At 60.0% G+C, this 15,481-nt stretch carries 11 protein-coding genes; 9 read left to right on the top strand and 2 right to left on the bottom strand.

From position 1 onward, the window contains the following. The first annotated feature begins 27 nt into the window (after nucleotides 1-27). The 3 genes from CLM72_RS18220 to CLM72_RS18210 all read left to right on the top strand — a co-directional run bounded on the left by CLM72_RS18220 (nucleotide 28) and on the right by CLM72_RS18210 (nucleotide 4,348). Complete coding sequence (locus tag CLM72_RS18220) at nucleotides 28-993, top strand: tRNA-dihydrouridine synthase (RefSeq protein ID WP_105227368.1); 966 nt, start codon at nucleotides 28-30, stop codon at nucleotides 991-993. A gap of 613 nt (nucleotides 994-1,606) precedes the next feature. Continuing rightward, nucleotides 1,607-3,328, top strand: coding sequence for a hypothetical protein (locus tag CLM72_RS28790; RefSeq protein WP_158688692.1), 1,722 nt, complete (start codon nucleotides 1,607-1,609; stop codon nucleotides 3,326-3,328). A gap of 87 nt (nucleotides 3,329-3,415) precedes the next feature. After that, entirely contained in the window at nucleotides 3,416-4,348 is a 933-nt protein-coding gene (locus CLM72_RS18210) for a hypothetical protein (RefSeq protein WP_168220181.1), read from the top strand. Between the two features lie 86 nt (nucleotides 4,349-4,434). On the opposite strand, the gene CLM72_RS18205 is transcribed toward CLM72_RS18210, so the two are convergent. Both CLM72_RS18205 and CLM72_RS18200 read right to left on the bottom strand, forming a co-directional pair. Then, nucleotides 4,435-7,713: an EAL domain-containing protein gene (locus CLM72_RS18205; protein ID WP_105227367.1), complete on the bottom strand. Its 3,279-nt coding sequence runs from the start codon at nucleotides 7,711-7,713 to the stop codon at nucleotides 4,435-4,437. Nucleotides 7,714-7,779: 66 nt separating this feature from the next. Continuing rightward, entirely contained in the window at nucleotides 7,780-8,670 is an 891-nt protein-coding gene (locus CLM72_RS18200; protein WP_105227366.1) for a LysR family transcriptional regulator, read from the bottom strand. A 140-nt stretch (nucleotides 8,671-8,810) separates the two neighbouring features. On the opposite strand from CLM72_RS18200, the gene leuC reads away from it, so the two are divergent. The 6 genes from leuC (at nucleotide 8,811) to CLM72_RS18170 (ending at nucleotide 15,354) form a co-directional block, all read left to right on the top strand. Next, nucleotides 8,811-10,229 (top strand): 3-isopropylmalate dehydratase large subunit, encoded by a 1,419-nt coding sequence (leuC, locus tag CLM72_RS18195; protein ID WP_003192562.1) that lies wholly within the window; start codon nucleotides 8,811-8,813, stop codon nucleotides 10,227-10,229. Nucleotides 10,230-10,239: 10 nt separating this feature from the next. After that, entirely contained in the window at nucleotides 10,240-10,884 is a 645-nt protein-coding gene (leuD, locus tag CLM72_RS18190) for a 3-isopropylmalate dehydratase small subunit (protein WP_014719160.1), read from the top strand. 144 nt (nucleotides 10,885-11,028) lie between these two features. Continuing rightward, on the top strand, nucleotides 11,029-11,793 hold the full coding sequence (locus tag CLM72_RS18185; protein WP_105227365.1) for a class I SAM-dependent methyltransferase: 765 nt from the start codon (nucleotides 11,029-11,031) through the stop codon (nucleotides 11,791-11,793). A 53-nt stretch (nucleotides 11,794-11,846) separates the two neighbouring features. Next, on the top strand, nucleotides 11,847-12,929 hold the full coding sequence (gene leuB / locus CLM72_RS18180; protein WP_003192555.1) for a 3-isopropylmalate dehydrogenase: 1,083 nt from the start codon (nucleotides 11,847-11,849) through the stop codon (nucleotides 12,927-12,929). 64 nt (nucleotides 12,930-12,993) lie between these two features. Then, the gene (gene asd / locus CLM72_RS18175; RefSeq protein WP_003192554.1) at nucleotides 12,994-14,106 is read left to right on the top strand and encodes an aspartate-semialdehyde dehydrogenase; all 1,113 of its coding nucleotides are present in this window, start codon (nucleotides 12,994-12,996) and stop codon (nucleotides 14,104-14,106) included. A gap of 237 nt (nucleotides 14,107-14,343) precedes the next feature. Then, nucleotides 14,344-15,354 (top strand): aspartate-semialdehyde dehydrogenase, encoded by a 1,011-nt coding sequence (locus CLM72_RS18170; protein WP_054922592.1) that lies wholly within the window; start codon nucleotides 14,344-14,346, stop codon nucleotides 15,352-15,354. The last annotated feature ends 127 nt before the right edge of the window (nucleotides 15,355-15,481 follow it).

Raw genomic sequence — 15,481 nt, 5'->3', positions numbered from 1 at the left:
CGCCACGATTTTTGTTGAGTGTTTTCCATGCAAATTGCTTTGGCGCCCATGGAGGGGTTGGTCGACAACATCCTGCGGGACGTGTTGACCCACGTGGGCGGTATCGACTGGTGCGTGACCGAGTTCATCCGGGTCAACGACCGCCTGCTCACACCTGCCTATTTCCACAAGCTCGCCCCGGAACTGCTGCACGGTGCGCACACCGCTGCGGGCGTGCCGTTGCGTGTGCAATTGCTGGGCTCGGACCCGGTTTGCCTGGCGGAGAACGCCGCTTTGGCCTGCGAGCTGGGTTCGCAAGTCATCGACCTGAACTTCGGCTGCCCAGCCAAGACCGTCAACAAGTCCCGCGGCGGTGCGGTGCTGCTCAAGGAGCCGGAGCTGCTCAACCAGATCGTCGAACATGTGCGCCGTGCCGTGCCTGCCCATATCCCGGTGACCGCCAAGATGCGCCTGGGCTTCGACAGCCCGGATGGCGCGTTGGTGTGTGCAACGGCCCTGGCAGAAGGTGGTGCGGCGCATATCGTGGTACATGCGCGTACCAAAACCGATGGGTATAAGCCCCCGGCCCATTGGGAGTGGATCCCGCGTGTGCAAGACGTGGTGAAGGTGCCAGTGTTTGCCAATGGTGATATATGGAGTGTTGAAGATTGGCGGCGGTGCCGGGAAATCAGCGGCGTAGAAGACATCATGTTGGGGCGCGGCTTGGTCGCGCGGCCCGACCTGGCCCGGCAAATCGCCGCCGCGCGTGCTGGCAAAGAAGTAGTGGAGATGACCTGGGCGCAGATGCAACCCATGCTCCACGAGTTCTGGCGTCAATCGGTAGCCCAGTTGACTGAAAAGCAGGCGCCGGGCCGTTTGAAGCAATGGCTGGCGATGTTGACGCGTAATTACCCGGAGGCGGTCGAGCTGTTTACGGCCCTGCGTCGTGAAACCGCATTGGAACAGGTTAGCCGCTTGCTTGGCATGCCTCACCCACAACCGGCAACGTTATGAGTTGTAACGCTTCAATGTCCGTTGATGGTGGGTGCAACATTGTTTGAGTCGGCGTCCTGTTTCAAAAAATGCCCCATATTGAGAGATATGGGGCATTTTTTTGTTTGTCGGGATTATCTATGGCTAAACTTGACGCCCTTTATAGGGCGCTCGCAGTTTGTTTTCAGATAGCTTGAATGTTGCTCGGTAATAAACAGGCATGTTATAGATTTTTTAAATTCAATAGTTTCGCGGTGTAAGTTTATCTATAAATATATGTCTTCGGTTGCGTGGTTCTGGTGGTGTCTTTTATGTTCGCGCGAAATATCAAAGTGGGCGGTTACGTGGCGTTTTGAATTGTATCGAAAATTTGCGTTTCAGGTGAGTTGTTAGTCTGTATTTCTGTCACGCACACGTTCGGGTGCGGCAAACGGAGGTGTTCTTTAAAAAGCACGAGGCAAAGTCTGAAAATTTGGTTTGGTTTCTTTATATGAAGCGCGATTTTAGGAACTGGTCAGCGTTAACTCCCACAAATTAGCAGCTGTCAGGCAGTGCTGTTGCTTGCAGTTCACTAAGGCTGTTGCCGTCCTGGCCATTTAACGGAGTCAGGTGGCGCCGATTAAGGAGTTTATGAATGTCTCTATCTGTCAATAATTCGCCCTTTGTCAAAGTTGATACATCACCTCTGAGTGGGCAGTTGCCGACCCCGTTGAAAGTCGACATGCAACCTAAACCTCCGACGACCCATTTAAACCTCAACCCCGCAGCTGCACGCAATGAAAACAGTGAGGTCATGGTGAGTGCGACGGCGCTCACCAGAGTATTTGACATGCTCGAGCAGTTCTTCAAATCCATGCGGGAGATGCTTTTGGGGAAAAGTATTACGCCTGATCTGGAGGCAAAAGAGCAGCCAGTGAAGCCAGGTACAACTGATCAAGCGGTGAAGCCGAATGCAAAAGACCAGCCGGTGAAGCCAGGTACGACTGATCAAGCGGTGAAGCCTGATGCAAAAGACCAGCCGGTGAAACCAGGTACGACTGATCAGTCGGTGAAGCCGAATGCAAAAGACCAGCCGGTGAAGCCAGGTACAACTGATCAAGCGGTGAAGCCGGATGCAAAAGACCAGCCGGTGAAGCCGAATGCAAAAGACCAGCCGGTGAAGCCAGGTACGACTGATCAAGCGGTGAAGCCGAATGCAAAAGACCAGCCGGTGAAGCCAGGTACGACTGATCAAGCGGTGAAGCCGAATGCAAAAGACCAGCCGGTGAAGCCAGGTACAACTGATCAAGCGGTGAAGCCGGATGCAAAAGACCAGCCCGTGAAGCCAGGTACAACTGATCAAGCGGTGAAGCCGGATGCAAAAGACCAGCCGGTGAAGCCAGGTAAGGCTGATCAAGCGGTGAAGCCGGATGCAAAAGACCAGCCGGTGAAGCCAGGTACGACTGATCAACCGGTGAGGCCGGATGCAAAAGGTCCGGGGGTGTTAATAGATCACGGCGGATTGACGCCGAAACCGGGTAGAAACGATCATCCAGTGAAGCCGTCAGTGCCGATGCCTTCAGTGAATGTCACAAATGATGCTGAAGCAAATGTGCATGTGAACATCAATGTCGCTCACTGTCACTGCCCTGATACAAAGGACGGGCCAACCCCGGACTTAAATCCCAGGCAAGGTCCGAAACCGGAATCGAACCCCGTGCCCCAGCCCGGTCCAAAGCCTGAATCGAACCCCGTGCCCCAGCCCGGTCCGAAGCCTGAATCGAACCCCGTGCCCCAGCCCGGTCCAAAGCCTGAATCGAACCCCGTGCCCCAGCCGGGTCCGAAGCCGGAATCGAACCCCGTGCCCCAGCCCGGTCCAAAGCCGGAATCGAACCCCGTGCCCCAGCCCGGTCCAAAGCCTGAATCGAACCCCGTGCCCCAGCCGGGTCGGAAGCCGGAATCGAACCCCGTGCCCCAGCCGGGTCCGAAGCCGGAATCGAACCCCGTGCCCCAGCCGGGTCCGAAGCCGGAATCGAACCCCGTGCCACAGCCCGGTCCAAAGCCGGAATCGAACCCCGTGCCCCAGCCGGGTCCGAAGCCGGAATCGAACCCCGTGCCCCAGCCGGGTCCGAAGCCGGAATCGAACCCTGTGCCCCAGCCGGGTCCGAAGCCGGAATCGAACCCCGTGCCCCAGCCGGGTCCGAAGCCGGAATCGAACCCGATGCCACAGCCAGGCCCGAATCCGGATACCAACCCGATACCTACACCCGCGCCACAGCCCGATAAGTTTATTCCGGATTTGACCAGCCCAGGTCCTGCTGAGAATAAATTCGACAAAAACTGGCGCTTCAATGCTCGACTTTCGTCCAGATCTTGAAACCCGCTGGCTCATAAGAACGCTTGAATAAAACGGGGGCTTCTCCGAGGTACACCACTCGGAGAAGTACTGTTTAAGGAGAAACTTGTGTCGTGCTGTTCGATTAATAATATTGCGCGCGTGATAGATGTCCGTCAGGTGGCACCTGTTGATACGTTAAAACCCATTAATGACACTCTTCAGTGCACTCCAGTTAATTACGGGGCTGTCGAGACAGCTAAAAATAGCATTGGTACTAATAGGGAGTTAGTCACAACATTGTCGGGGCTGTTTGCGGCTTTTTTTTCACAGCTGATTTCTCTGTTGTCCGATAAAAAAGATACGACAGTTCCTGACGTTCCTCCTCCGCCCAGGGTTCAGCCTGAGGTTCCGCCTCGGGTCATACCTGAACCACTACCACCAAAGCCTGAGGTCGCCGCAAACATTCCGGGTCTTTCGATAAAGCGTAATGGGGCTAAGCCGGACAACATCTGGAGTGGCTTTCGCCAAGGGCCAGATGGCAACTGCGTTACCGTATCGGCCATCAAGGCAGCCATGTACCGATTTGGTCAAAGCCCTACGGACATTTTTCGCTCAGTGAGAAAAGAGCCTGGCGGTTATCACGTGATCATGCGCGACGATTTTCAGCTGAGATTGACTGACTCGGAGTTGGTGCAAGCAGCACAAGGTTCGCGGTTTATAGGTCCCGATAAAGAGATGCTCAAGGATGCGCGGTTTCTTTTTGCCGTCAGCGCCAAGCGCGCGCAAATGGAAAACAACGATGGTACGGCGAGCAGGAGTTTTCATGCTGCCATTCGCAGCCTGAACAATGGGGAGGATGAGTGGGGGCCAGGCGAGGGGTTCCTGCGCCTGGGGTTGAGGAAACACATGAAAAGGGTGCCCGTCAGTGCGCTAGCCGGTGGGCAAGTGGGTATGTGCAATCGGGATAAGCACTCGGTAGCGGTTATCAATGGTCGTGAAGAGTTGTGGGGGCGCCGAGGCTCGGCCCCTACCCAAGGCGATGCTGTAGCGCTTATGTAATTGAACAGGCAGCCAGGCGGGCGGTTCGATTGACGGCAGTGGCGCTTGGCTGCACCTTTTGCAACCTCGCGTGATCAGGCGCGGCCCTATTCCAGCAACCGCCTGAAACCCTCGATCGGCAATGGCCGGCTGTGTAAATACCCCTGGAACAAATGGCAGCCCAGCTTTTGCAGGAACGCCAGCTGTTCCAGGGTTTCCACCCCCTCGGCGATGACTTCCAGGTTCAGGCTGCGCGCCATGGCCACAATGGCGCGGATGATTTCTGCATCATTGGGGTCGTGGGTCGCATCGCGCACGAACGACTGATCGATCTTCAGCGCGTCCACCGGCAGGCGCTTGAGGTAGGTCAGGGATGAGTAGCCGGTACCGAAGTCATCCATTGCAAAGCTCACGCCTAGTTTTTTCAGGCGGCGCATCTTCACCACGGTGTCGTCCAGGCTCTGGATCACGATACCTTCGGTGATTTCCAGTTTCAGCAGGCTGAACGGCAGGCCGTGTTGCTTGAGGCTGTGCTCCACCCGTTCCACAAAGTCGTTCTGGCGAAACTGCCGCGGGCTGATATTCACGCACAGGCTGAAATTGAGCGGGTCCACCAGGCCGTCGGCAATCAACTGGGCAAAAGCGCCGCAGGCTTCATCGAGAATCCAGGTGCCGACCTCCAGGATCAGGCCGCTGTCCTCCAATACCTTGATAAATTCCGCCGGCGACTGCGCGCCCAATTGTGGATGCTGCCAGCGCACCAGAGCCTCGGCGCCGACTATCCTGTTGCCTCGCGCATCCACCTGGGGCTGGTAATGCACGCTGAACTCGCCGCGTGACAAGGCCAGGCGCAAGTCGGTTTCCATGCGCAGGCGCTCGCTGGCGGTTTTTTGCATGCTGTTATGGAACATCTGCGTGGTGTTGCGCCCGGAGTCCTTGGCGCGGTACAGGGCGATGTCGGCACGCTTGAGCAGATCGGCGGGCGTGGTGCCATGGTCGGGGATCAGCGCCACGCCGATGCTGGGCGTGACCTGCAACCGGTGACCGTCGAGAAACATGGGTTCCGAGAGTAATTCACGCAGGGTATCGGCCAGCGCTTGCACCTGGCTGCTGACCGTCTGGCGGGTGCCCTCCAGGCCGCTGAGCAATACCACAAACTCGTCGCCGCCCAGGCGCGCCACGGTGTCCTCTGTGCGCACGCTGGCTTCCAGGCGCGCGGTGACGATTTTCAGCACAGTGTCGCCAACGGGGTGGCCGAGGGAGTCGTTGATGTGCTTGAAGTGATCCAGGTCCAGAAACAGCAGGGCGCCGCGCAGGTTGTGGCGCTTGAGCAGGGCGATCTGCTGGCTCAGGCGGTCCATCAGCAGTGCCCGGTTCGGCAGGTTGGTCAGCGGGTCGTGATAGGCCAGGTGCCGGATCTGCGCCTGGGCGTTCTTCAATAGGCTCACATCCCGCGCGGTCAGCAGTAGACAGGGGGTTTCATTCAAGGTGATCGGCTCCACCGAGACCTCCACCGCCAGCACCTCGCCACGCTTGTTGCGCCAGAGCATTTCCAGGTGGTGAATGCGCCCCTTGATGTGCAACTCGGCCAACAGTGCGGCGCGCTGGTTTTCATCGGCCCAGATGCCGATCTGGTACAGCGTCAGGCCGATGGCCTCTTCGGTGCGGTAACCGGTCAGGCGGCAAAAACCGTCGTTGACCTCCACATAACGGCCGGTGTCGCGTTCGGTGATGGATATCGCATCGGGGCTGGAATGGAACGCCTTGGCGAACTTCTCTTCACTGGCCTTGAGTGCGGCTTCCGAGCGTTGCTGTTGGGTAATATCGCGCAGCGTGGTGACGATGCACGGCTGGTCGCTGACCTTGATCAAGCGGCTGGAAATCATGCAGGTCAGGCTTTGGCCGTCCTTGTGATGCACCACGATGGCCACATTGCTCAGGGCCTGTTCGCGTATCACCTGCTCGATGCGCTGCAGGCGCTTGCTGGAGTCGTCCCACAAGCCGATTTGTTCCGCGCTTTTGTCCAGTACTTCGGCGGCTGTCCAGCCAAACGTCTGGGTAAACGCCGGGTTGATCTCGATAAAGGCGCCGCTGTCCAGGCAGGTCACGCAGATCGGGTCGGGGCTGGCCTGGAACAGGCTGGCGAACTTTTCTTCCGAGGCGGTCAGCCGTTGCTCGCGCTCGACCTGGTCGGTGATATCCAGCAAGGTCCCCGCCATGCGCAGGGGCTTGCCTGACTCATCGCGATACAGGCGTGCGCGGCTCTCCAGGTAGCGCGGGCTGCCGTCTTCCATTTGCACGCGATAGGTCAGCTGATAGTTGCCGTCCGGGCCTTCGCGCAAACTGCGGTACGCATGGCGCATGCCCTCGCGGTCCTCATCGGACATGCCCTCAAAAAACGCATCGAAGGATTCATGGAACGGCGCGGGTTCCAGCCCGTGCAACTGGGCGGCACGCGCCGAGCCGTAGAGCATGCCGCTGGGGATGTGCCAATCCCAGGTGCCCAGTTGCGCGGAATCCAGGGCCAGGTCCAGGCGCTCCTGGCTGTCCTTGAGTGCTTGCTCGGCGTTTTTACGTTCGGTGGTGTCCAGAAAGGTGCTGATCAGGTACGCCTCGCCGTCCAGTTCCACTTTTTGTGCGCTGAGGGTGCCGTCATGAATCTGGCCGTTGCTGGCGCAGAACTGCACTTCCATGGTGATCGGTTCACCCTTGCGCTGCGTGGCCTTGACCAGCAGCGCCCGCTGTTCCGGGTGGCGCCACAAGCCCAGTTCCAGAGTGGTGCGGCCGATGGCATCGGCCACCGGCCAGCCGAACAGCATCTCGAAATACTGGTTGGCTTCGCTGATCAAGCCGTCGGCCTGGCGCGTCAGCAGCACCATGTTCGGGCACAGGTGGAACAGGGTGGCAAAGCGCTTTTCCGAATGGCTGAGGGCGTGTTCACGCTCGCGTTGGTGGGTGATCTCGCGGATGACCCCGATCATGCGACGCCGTCCGGCTTTATCGGGAACCAGGCTGCCACTGATTTCCAGCCAATGCAGGCTGCCATCGGGCCATTGGATGCGGTGGTGCATGGCGCGGTCGAACGGCTCTCCGGCGAGCACCGCATGAAAGCCGCGCACCACCCGCGCACTGTCTTGCGGAGCCAGCAGGTCGAGATAGTCGAGGTCCTTGGGCAGAGGCTGGCGCGGGTCAAAGCCGAATAACGCCTGGGTGCCCCGTGACCAACTGATTCTTCCTGTGTCGATTTCCCAGCACCAGGCACCCAGCCGCGCGGCATTGAGGGCCGTCAGCAGTTGCGGGGCACTGTCCCAGCTTTGTTCCGCCGCTTGAGGGTCCAGGGCGTAGATGCGGGGCAGGGGTGGAATCGGGTCAAGGGGGTTGCGCATTATCAAAGGGCCTTGGCTCATTGAGAAAACCGCGCGGTTTGACCTAAACCCCTGGCCCGCACGGTGTCATGCCGGTAACCCTGGCAGATCGACCTGTGCATCCAACAGGCTCATGAAAGCCCGCGCAGCGTTCGACAGCGTCCTTTCGGTGTGCACGATATAGCCTAGCTGGCGACTGAGCTGTATGCCCGGCAAAGCGATACTTGCCACCTGATCGTCGAGCATGGTGCGCGGCAACACGCTCCATGCCAGGCCGATGGAGACCATCATCTTGATGGTTTCCAGGTAGTTAGTGCTCATCGCGATATTGGGCGTCAGGCCCTGGGCCTCGAACAGACGGCTGACAATATGGTGGGTAAAGGTGTTGCCACCGGGAAACACGGCCGGATGCCCGGCGATATCGGCCAGGCTGACGGAACCGTTGCTGATCAGGCTGTGTTCCGGCGCCACCACAAAATCCAGCGGGTCGTCCCACACCCGGGTTGCACGTACCAGGTTGTGGGGCTCAGGCGCCAGGGTGATTACCGCGACTTCCGCACGGCCATGGAGGATTTCTTCGTAGGCCACTTCTGAATCCAGAAACTGAATATCCAGCGCCACATTCGGATATTGCCGGGTGAAGGTGCGCAGGATCGGTGGCAGGCGGTGCAGGCCGATATGGTGGCTAGTGGCCAGAGTGAGGCGCCCGCTGACTTCGCCGGTGAGGTTAGTCAGGGCCCGGCGGGTGTCGTCCAGCACGTTGAGGATTTGATAGGCGCGGGGCAGCAAGGCCCGCCCGGCCTCGGTCAAGCCGACTTCGCGGCCCAGGCGGTCGAACAGCCGTACCTTCAATTGTTGTTCCAAACCGGCGATGCGCTTGCTGATGGCCGGCTGAGTCAGGTGCAGGCGTTCGCCGGCGCCGGAGAAGCTGCCGGTCTCGGCGATGGCGATAAAGGCGTTGAGGTTGGCCAGGTCCATGGTGCTATTCCAGTTGGTAATCCAAAGCATAAAAAATATGAATTTGAGTTATTTAATGTAGCGCCATACCATCAGCCTCACAAGCCAAAGGGTTATTGAAAAGCCCGGCGTATAGAAGCACCGCTGATGAGGACCGACTGATGGCCGGCAAAACGCTTTACGACAAGCTTTGGGATTCCCATGAAGTGAAACGTCGCGATGATGGATCGTCGCTGATCTACATCGACCGTCACATCATCCATGAAGTGACCTCGCCCCAAGCGTTCGAAGGCCTGCGACTGGCCGGGCGCAAGCCTTGGCGCGTCGACTCCATCATCGCCACGCCGGACCACAACGTGCCTACCACTCCTGAGCGCAAGGGCGGCATCGAAGCCATTGCCGACCAGGTTTCGCGGTTGCAGGTGCAGACCCTCGACGACTATTGCGACGAATACGGCATCACCGAATTCAAGATGAACGACGTGCGCCAAGGCATCGTCCACGTCATCGGCCCGGAGCAGGGCGCCACCTTGCCGGGCATGACCGTGGTCTGCGGTGACTCTCATACCTCCACCCATGGTGCGTTCGGCGCTCTGGCCCACGGCATCGGTACTTCCGAGGTGGAGCACGTGTTTGCCACCCAGTGCCTGGTGGCCAAGAAAATGAAGAACATGCTGGTACGCGTCGAAGGCCAATTGCCGTTTGGCGTGACCGCCAAGGACATCGTACTGGCTGTGATCGGCAAGATCGGCACCGCGGGCGGTAACGGCCATGCCATCGAGTTCGCCGGCAGTGCTATCCGCGACCTGTCCATTGAAGGCCGCATGACCATCTGCAACATGTCCATCGAAGCCGGTGCCCGCGTGGGCATGGTGGCGGCGGACGAAAAAACCGTCGAATACGTCAAGGGCCGCCCGTTCGCGCCGCAAGGCGCCGATTGGGATGCCGCCGTCGAAGCGTGGAAAGACCTGGTCTCCGACGCCGATGCGGTGTTCGACACCGTGGTCGAACTCGACGCTGCGCAGATCAAGCCGCAAGTCAGCTGGGGCACTTCGCCCGAAATGGTCCTGGCCGTCGACCAGAACGTGCCGGACCCGGCCAAAGAGGCCGACCTGGTCAAGCGTGGCTCCATCGAGCGCGCCTTGAAATACATGGGGTTGACCGCCAATCAGGCGATCACCGACATCCAGTTGGACCGTGTGTTTATCGGTTCCTGCACCAACTCGCGGATCGAAGACCTGCGCGCCGCGGCGGTGATCGCCAAAGGCCGCAAGGTGGCCTCGACCATCAAACAAGCCATTGTGGTGCCAGGTTCCGGGCTGGTTAAAGCCCAGGCGGAAGCCGAAGGCCTGGACAAGATCTTCCTCGAAGCCGGTTTTGAATGGCGTGAGCCGGGCTGCTCGATGTGCCTGGCGATGAACCCGGACCGCCTGGAGTCGGGCGAGCATTGCGCGTCGACCTCCAACCGTAACTTCGAAGGGCGCCAAGGCGCGGGTGGGCGGACCCACCTGGTGAGCCCGGCCATGGCCGCCGCTGCTGCCGTCAACGGTCGTTTCATCGACGTTCGCGAATTGATCTGAGGAAAACCCGATGAGAGCTTTTACCCAACACACAGGCCTTGTAGCACCGTTGGACCGTGCCAATGTGGACACCGACCAGATCATCCCAAAGCAATTCCTGAAGTCGATCAAGCGCACCGGTTTCGGCCCCAACCTGTTCGATGAGTGGCGCTACCTGGACGTGGGCTACGCCTATCAGGACAACTCCAAGCGCCCACTGAACAAGGACTTTGTGCTCAACGCCGAGCGTTACCAAGGCGCCAGCGTGTTGCTGGCCCGGGAAAACTTCGGCTGCGGCTCCAGCCGCGAGCACGCTCCGTGGGCCCTGGAAGAGTACGGCTTTCGCAGCATCATTGCGCCGAGCTATGCCGATATCTTCTTCAACAACAGCTTCAAGAACGGCCTGTTGCCGATCATCTTGAGCGATGCTGAAGTGGACGAGTTGTTCCAGCAAGTGGAGGCCAATGTCGGCTACCAGCTGACGGTGGACCTGGCCGCGCAAACCGTGACCCGCCCGGATGGCAAGGTGTACCACTTTGAAGTGGATGCCTTCCGTAAGCACTGCCTGATCAACGGCCTGGACGACATCGGCCTGACCTTGCAGGACGGCGATGCGATTGCTGCGTTTGAAACCAGGCACCGGGCGAGCCAGCCCTGGCTGTTTCGCGATGCCTGATTTGCGGTAACCGTGCGGGCCCCATCGCGGGCAAGCCCGCTCCCACAGGGATCGAGGTTCGCCTGAGCACCTCGGTCAACGGTGGGAGCTGGCTTGCCTGCGATAGCGCCAGTGCAACCACCACAAACCCCAAGGAAAGCCACCATGACCACCACCGCCCATACCCAAGTCGTGCAAAAACAATTCGGCGAGCAAGCCTCGGCCTACCTGAGCAGCGCCGTACACGCCCAGGGCACCGAATTCGCACTGCTACAGACCGAACTGTCCGGGCAGGGCGCTGCACGCCTGCTGGACCTGGGCTGCGGTGCCGGTCATGTCAGCTTCCATGTAGCGCCTCTGGTCAAAGAAGTGGTGGCCTACGACTTGTCCCAGCCTATGCTCGACGTGGTGGCCGCCGCCGCCAGAGACCGCAACCTGGCCAACATCCGCACCGTGCACGGCGCCGCCGAGCGCCTGCCGTTCGCCGATGGCGAATTCGACTTCGTGTTCAGCCGTTATTCGGCCCATCACTGGAGCGACCTCGGCCTGGCCCTGCGTGAAGTGCGCCGGGTGCTCAAGCCGGGTGGCGTGGCGGCATTTGTGGATGTCTTGTCACCGGGCAGCCCGCTGTTGGACACTTACCTGCAAACCGTCGAAGTGCTGCGCGACACCAGCCATGTACGTGACTATTCCAGCGCCGAGTGGATGCGCCAGTTGAGTGAGGCCGGCCTGCACGTGCGCAACAGCAGTCGCCAGCGCTTGCGCCTGGAATACACCTCGTGGGTTGAACGCATGCGCACGCCAGAGGTACTGCGGGCAGCAATCCTTGAGCTGCAACAGGCGATGGGCCAGGAAGTGCGCGATTATTACGAAGTTCAAGCCGACGGCACCTTCAGCACCGATGTGCTGGTGGTCTTCGCCGAACGCTGATTGATTTTTCCCGACCTGCCCACGGGCGGGTCGCTTGATGAAATGAGGAACGCATGAGCAAGCAGATTCTGATTCTCCCTGGCGACGGTATTGGGCCGGAAATCATGGCCGAAGCGGTCAAGGTCCTTGAGCTTGCCAACAGCAAGTACAGCCTGGGCTTCGAGCTGAGCCACGACGTGATCGGCGGCGCTGCCATCGACAAGCACGGCGTGCCGCTGGCTGACGAGACCCTGGACCGCGCCCGGGCTGCCGATGCGGTACTGCTCGGCGCCGTGGGTGGGCCGAAATGGGACAAGATCGAGCGTGACATCCGCCCTGAGCGCGGCTTGCTGAAAATTCGTGCGCAACTGGGCCTGTTCGGTAACTTGCGCCCGGCCATCCTCTACCCGCAACTGGCTGACGCGTCGAGCCTCAAGCCGGAAGTGGTGGCGGGCCTGGATATCCTCATCGTGCGTGAGCTGACCGGCGGTATCTACTTCGGCTCGCCACGGGGTGTGCGCGAGTTGGAAAATGGTGAGCGTCAGGCCTATGACACGCTGCCATACAGCGAGAGCGAAATCCGCCGTATCGCCCGTGTCGGTTTCGACATGGCGCGCGTGCGCGGCAAAAAAGTCTGCTCGGTGGACAAGGCCAATGTGCTGGCTTCCAGCCAACTGTGGCGTGAAATCGTCGAAGAAGTCGCCAAGGATTATCCGGACGTCGAACTGAGCCACATGTACGTCGACAACGCCGCCATGCAACTGGTGCGCGCACCCAAGCAGTTCGACGTGATTGTCACCGACAACCTGTTCGGCGACATCCTGTCCGACCAGGCGTCGATGCTCACCGGTTCCATCGGCATGCTGCCGTCGGCGTCCCTGGACACCAATAACAAAGGCATGTACGAGCCGTGCCACGGTTCGGCGCCAGACATCGCGGGGCAGGGCATTGCCAACCCGCTGGCGACGATTTTGTCGGTGTCGATGATGCTGCGCTACAGCTTCAACCTGGGCGATGCGGCGGACGCAATCGAGAAGGCCGTCAGCCTGGTGCTGGATCAGGGCTTGCGCACCGGCGATATCTGGTCCCAGGGTTGCACCAAGGTCGGGACGCAAGAAATGGGCGACGCAGTAGTCGCCGCGCTGCGGAATCTGTAATCTCTCGGGCCCGCTTGCAGTTGTTGCTGCAAGGCGGCCCACTTTTTAACAAGGTGTAGTTGCGATGAAACGTGTAGGTCTGATCGGTTGGCGCGGTATGGTCGGTTCCGTGCTCATGCAGCGGATGCTGGAAGAGCAGGATTTCGATCTTATTGAGCCGGTGTTTTTCACCACTTCGAACGTAGGTGGCCAAGGGCCGTCCGTGGGCAAGGATATTGCCCCGCTCAAGGACGCCTACAGCATTGAAGAGTTGAAGAGCCTTGACGTGATCCTGACCTGCCAGGGTGGCGACTACACCAGCGAAGTCTTCCCCAAGCTGCGCGAAGCCGGCTGGCAGGGTTACTGGATCGACGCCGCTTCGAGCCTGCGCATGCAGGACGACGCGGTGATCATCCTCGACCCGGTCAACCGCAAGGTCATCGACCAGCAACTGGACGCCGGTACCAAGAACTACGTGGGCGGCAACTGCACCGTCAGCCTGATGCTGATGGGCCTGGGCGGCCTGTTCGAAGCGGGCCTGGTGGAGTGGATGAGCGCGATGACTTATCAGGCGGCCTCCGGTGCCGGCGCGCAGAACATGCGTGAACTGATCAAGCAGATGGGCGCGACCCACGCCGCTGTCGCCGATCAACTGGCTGACCCGGCCAGCGCGATCCTCGATATCGACCGCCGTGTGGCCGAGGCCATGCGCAGCGATGCTTACCCGACCGAGAACTTCGGCGTGCCATTGGCCGGTAGCTTGATCCCCTGGATCGACAAGGAACTGCCCAACGGTCAGAGCCGCGAAGAGTGGAAGGCCCAGGCCGAAACCAACAAGATCCTGGGGCGTTTCAAGAACCCGATCCCGGTGGATGGCATCTGCGTGCGCATTGGCGCCATGCGTTGCCACAGCCAGGCGCTGACCATCAAGTTGAACAAAGATGTGCCGATCGCCGATATCGAAGGGCTGATCAGCCAGCACAACCCTTGGGTCAAGCTGGTGCCGAACAACCGCGATATCAGCATGCAGGAGCTGAGCCCGACCAAGGTCACCGGCACCCTGAATGTGCCGGTGGGCCGCCTGCGCAAGTTGAACATGGGCAGCCAGTTCCTCGGCGCGTTCACCGTCGGCGACCAACTGCTGTGGGGCGCGGCTGAGCCGTTGCGTCGCATGTTGCGGATTTTGCTGGAGCGTTGATCGCTTGAGGCAATAACAGAAACCCGCGTTCTGGTGACAGGCGCGGGTTTTTTGTTGCCTTTGAAGCCCTTATCGCAGGCAAGCCAGCTCCCACACTTGAATGTATTCACAGGTCAAAATGTGGGAGCTGGCTTGCCTGCGATGAGGCCATCAACAACACCGCAAAAAGCAGGCTAATTGCCTCGCCTGCCACCACCCGGTAAAGTGCCGCTCCCCCGTAATGCCCGAGGCAATCCCATGACCCAGACCTTTGAAATCGCCGTGATCGGCGCTACCGGTACCGTTGGCGAAACCCTGGTGCAGATTCTCGAAGAGCTGGAGTTCCCGGTGGGCACCTTGTACCTGCTGGCGGGTAGCAACTCGGCGGGGGCTTCGGTGCCGTTTCGGGGCAAGAACGTGCGGGTCAAAGAGGTCGACACGTTTGATTTCAGCAAGGTGCAGTTGGCGTTCTTCGCTGCAGGCCCAGCGGTGACCCTGAGCTTCGCCCCGCGTGCCACCGCCGCTGGCTGCGCGGTGATCGACTTGTCTGGCGCATTGCCCGCCGAGCAGGCGCCGCAAGTGGTGCCGCAGGCCAACGCCCATGTGCTGGGCGCGTTGAAAAAGCCTTTCCAGCTCGGCAGCCCGAGCCCTTGTGCCACCTACCTCGCGGTGGTGCTGGCACCGTTGCGCAATGTAGTGGACATCCAGCGCGTGAGCGTCACCGCCAACCTGGCCATCTCTGCCCAGGGTCGCGAGGCCGTCAGCGAGTTGGCGCGCCAGACTGCCGAACTGCTGAACGTGCGTCCCTTGGAGCCAGCGTTCTTCGATCGGCAAGTGGCGTTCAACCTACTGGCGCAAGTCGGCACGCCAGACGTCCAAGGTCATACCGCCCTGGAGAAGCGCCTCGTACACGAACTGCGTGCGGTGCTGGAAACACCTTTACTAAAGATTTCCGCCACCTGCGTTCAAGCCCCGGTGTTTTTCGGCGATAGCCTGACTGTGTCGCTGCAACTGGCCGCGCCGGTCGACCTGGCCGCGGTGAACCGCGCCCTCGACGCTGCGCCGGGAATCGAGCTGGTCGAGGAGGGCGATTACCCCACAGCCGTAGGCGATGCCGTCGGCCAGGACGTGGTGTACGTCGGGCGAGTTCGCGCAGGTATCGACGACCCGGCGGAACTAAATCTGTGGCTGACGTCAGATAACGTACGCAAAGGCTCGGCCCTGAACGCCGTGGAACTGGCGCAGTTGTTGATAAAAGACCTTGTGTAAAAGATACTTGGCGGCAATTTGTAGATTGATTCTAGCCAGGCGCTATGCTTGGTCCCAAGTGAAACACAAGCGCGTCGGTGACCTATCGGCTCGCCATGCCTTATGGCAGCGGTTACCAACCTTCTCG

The sequence above is a fragment of the Pseudomonas sp. MYb193 genome (assembly GCF_002966775.1).
Taxonomy (GTDB): Bacteria; Pseudomonadota; Gammaproteobacteria; order Pseudomonadales; family Pseudomonadaceae; genus Aquipseudomonas; species Aquipseudomonas paracarnis.
Note: the sequence above shows the minus strand (reverse complement) of the source record. Positions and strands in the feature narration are given on the sequence as shown.

What these genes read in the sequence shown, in the direction of transcription:
- leuB (WP_003192555.1), top strand. Translation starts at nt 11,847, where the DNA reads ATGAGCAAGCAGATTCTGATTCTCCCTGGCGACGGTATTGGGCCGGAA.
- CLM72_RS18220 (WP_105227368.1), top strand. Translation starts at nt 28, where the DNA reads ATGCAAATTGCTTTGGCGCCCATGGAGGGGTTGGTCGACAACATCCTG.
- CLM72_RS18200 (WP_105227366.1), bottom strand. Translation starts at nt 8,670, where the DNA reads ATGGACCTGGCCAACCTCAACGCCTTTATCGCCATCGCCGAGACCGGC.
- CLM72_RS18205 (WP_105227367.1), bottom strand. Translation starts at nt 7,713, where the DNA reads ATGCGCAACCCCCTTGACCCGATTCCACCCCTGCCCCGCATCTACGCC.
- CLM72_RS18170 (WP_054922592.1), top strand. Translation starts at nt 14,344, where the DNA reads ATGACCCAGACCTTTGAAATCGCCGTGATCGGCGCTACCGGTACCGTT.
- CLM72_RS18185 (WP_105227365.1), top strand. Translation starts at nt 11,029, where the DNA reads ATGACCACCACCGCCCATACCCAAGTCGTGCAAAAACAATTCGGCGAG.
- leuC (WP_003192562.1), top strand. Translation starts at nt 8,811, where the DNA reads ATGGCCGGCAAAACGCTTTACGACAAGCTTTGGGATTCCCATGAAGTG.
- leuD (WP_014719160.1), top strand. Translation starts at nt 10,240, where the DNA reads ATGAGAGCTTTTACCCAACACACAGGCCTTGTAGCACCGTTGGACCGT.
- CLM72_RS28790 (WP_158688692.1), top strand. Translation starts at nt 1,607, where the DNA reads ATGTCTCTATCTGTCAATAATTCGCCCTTTGTCAAAGTTGATACATCA.
- asd (WP_003192554.1), top strand. Translation starts at nt 12,994, where the DNA reads ATGAAACGTGTAGGTCTGATCGGTTGGCGCGGTATGGTCGGTTCCGTG.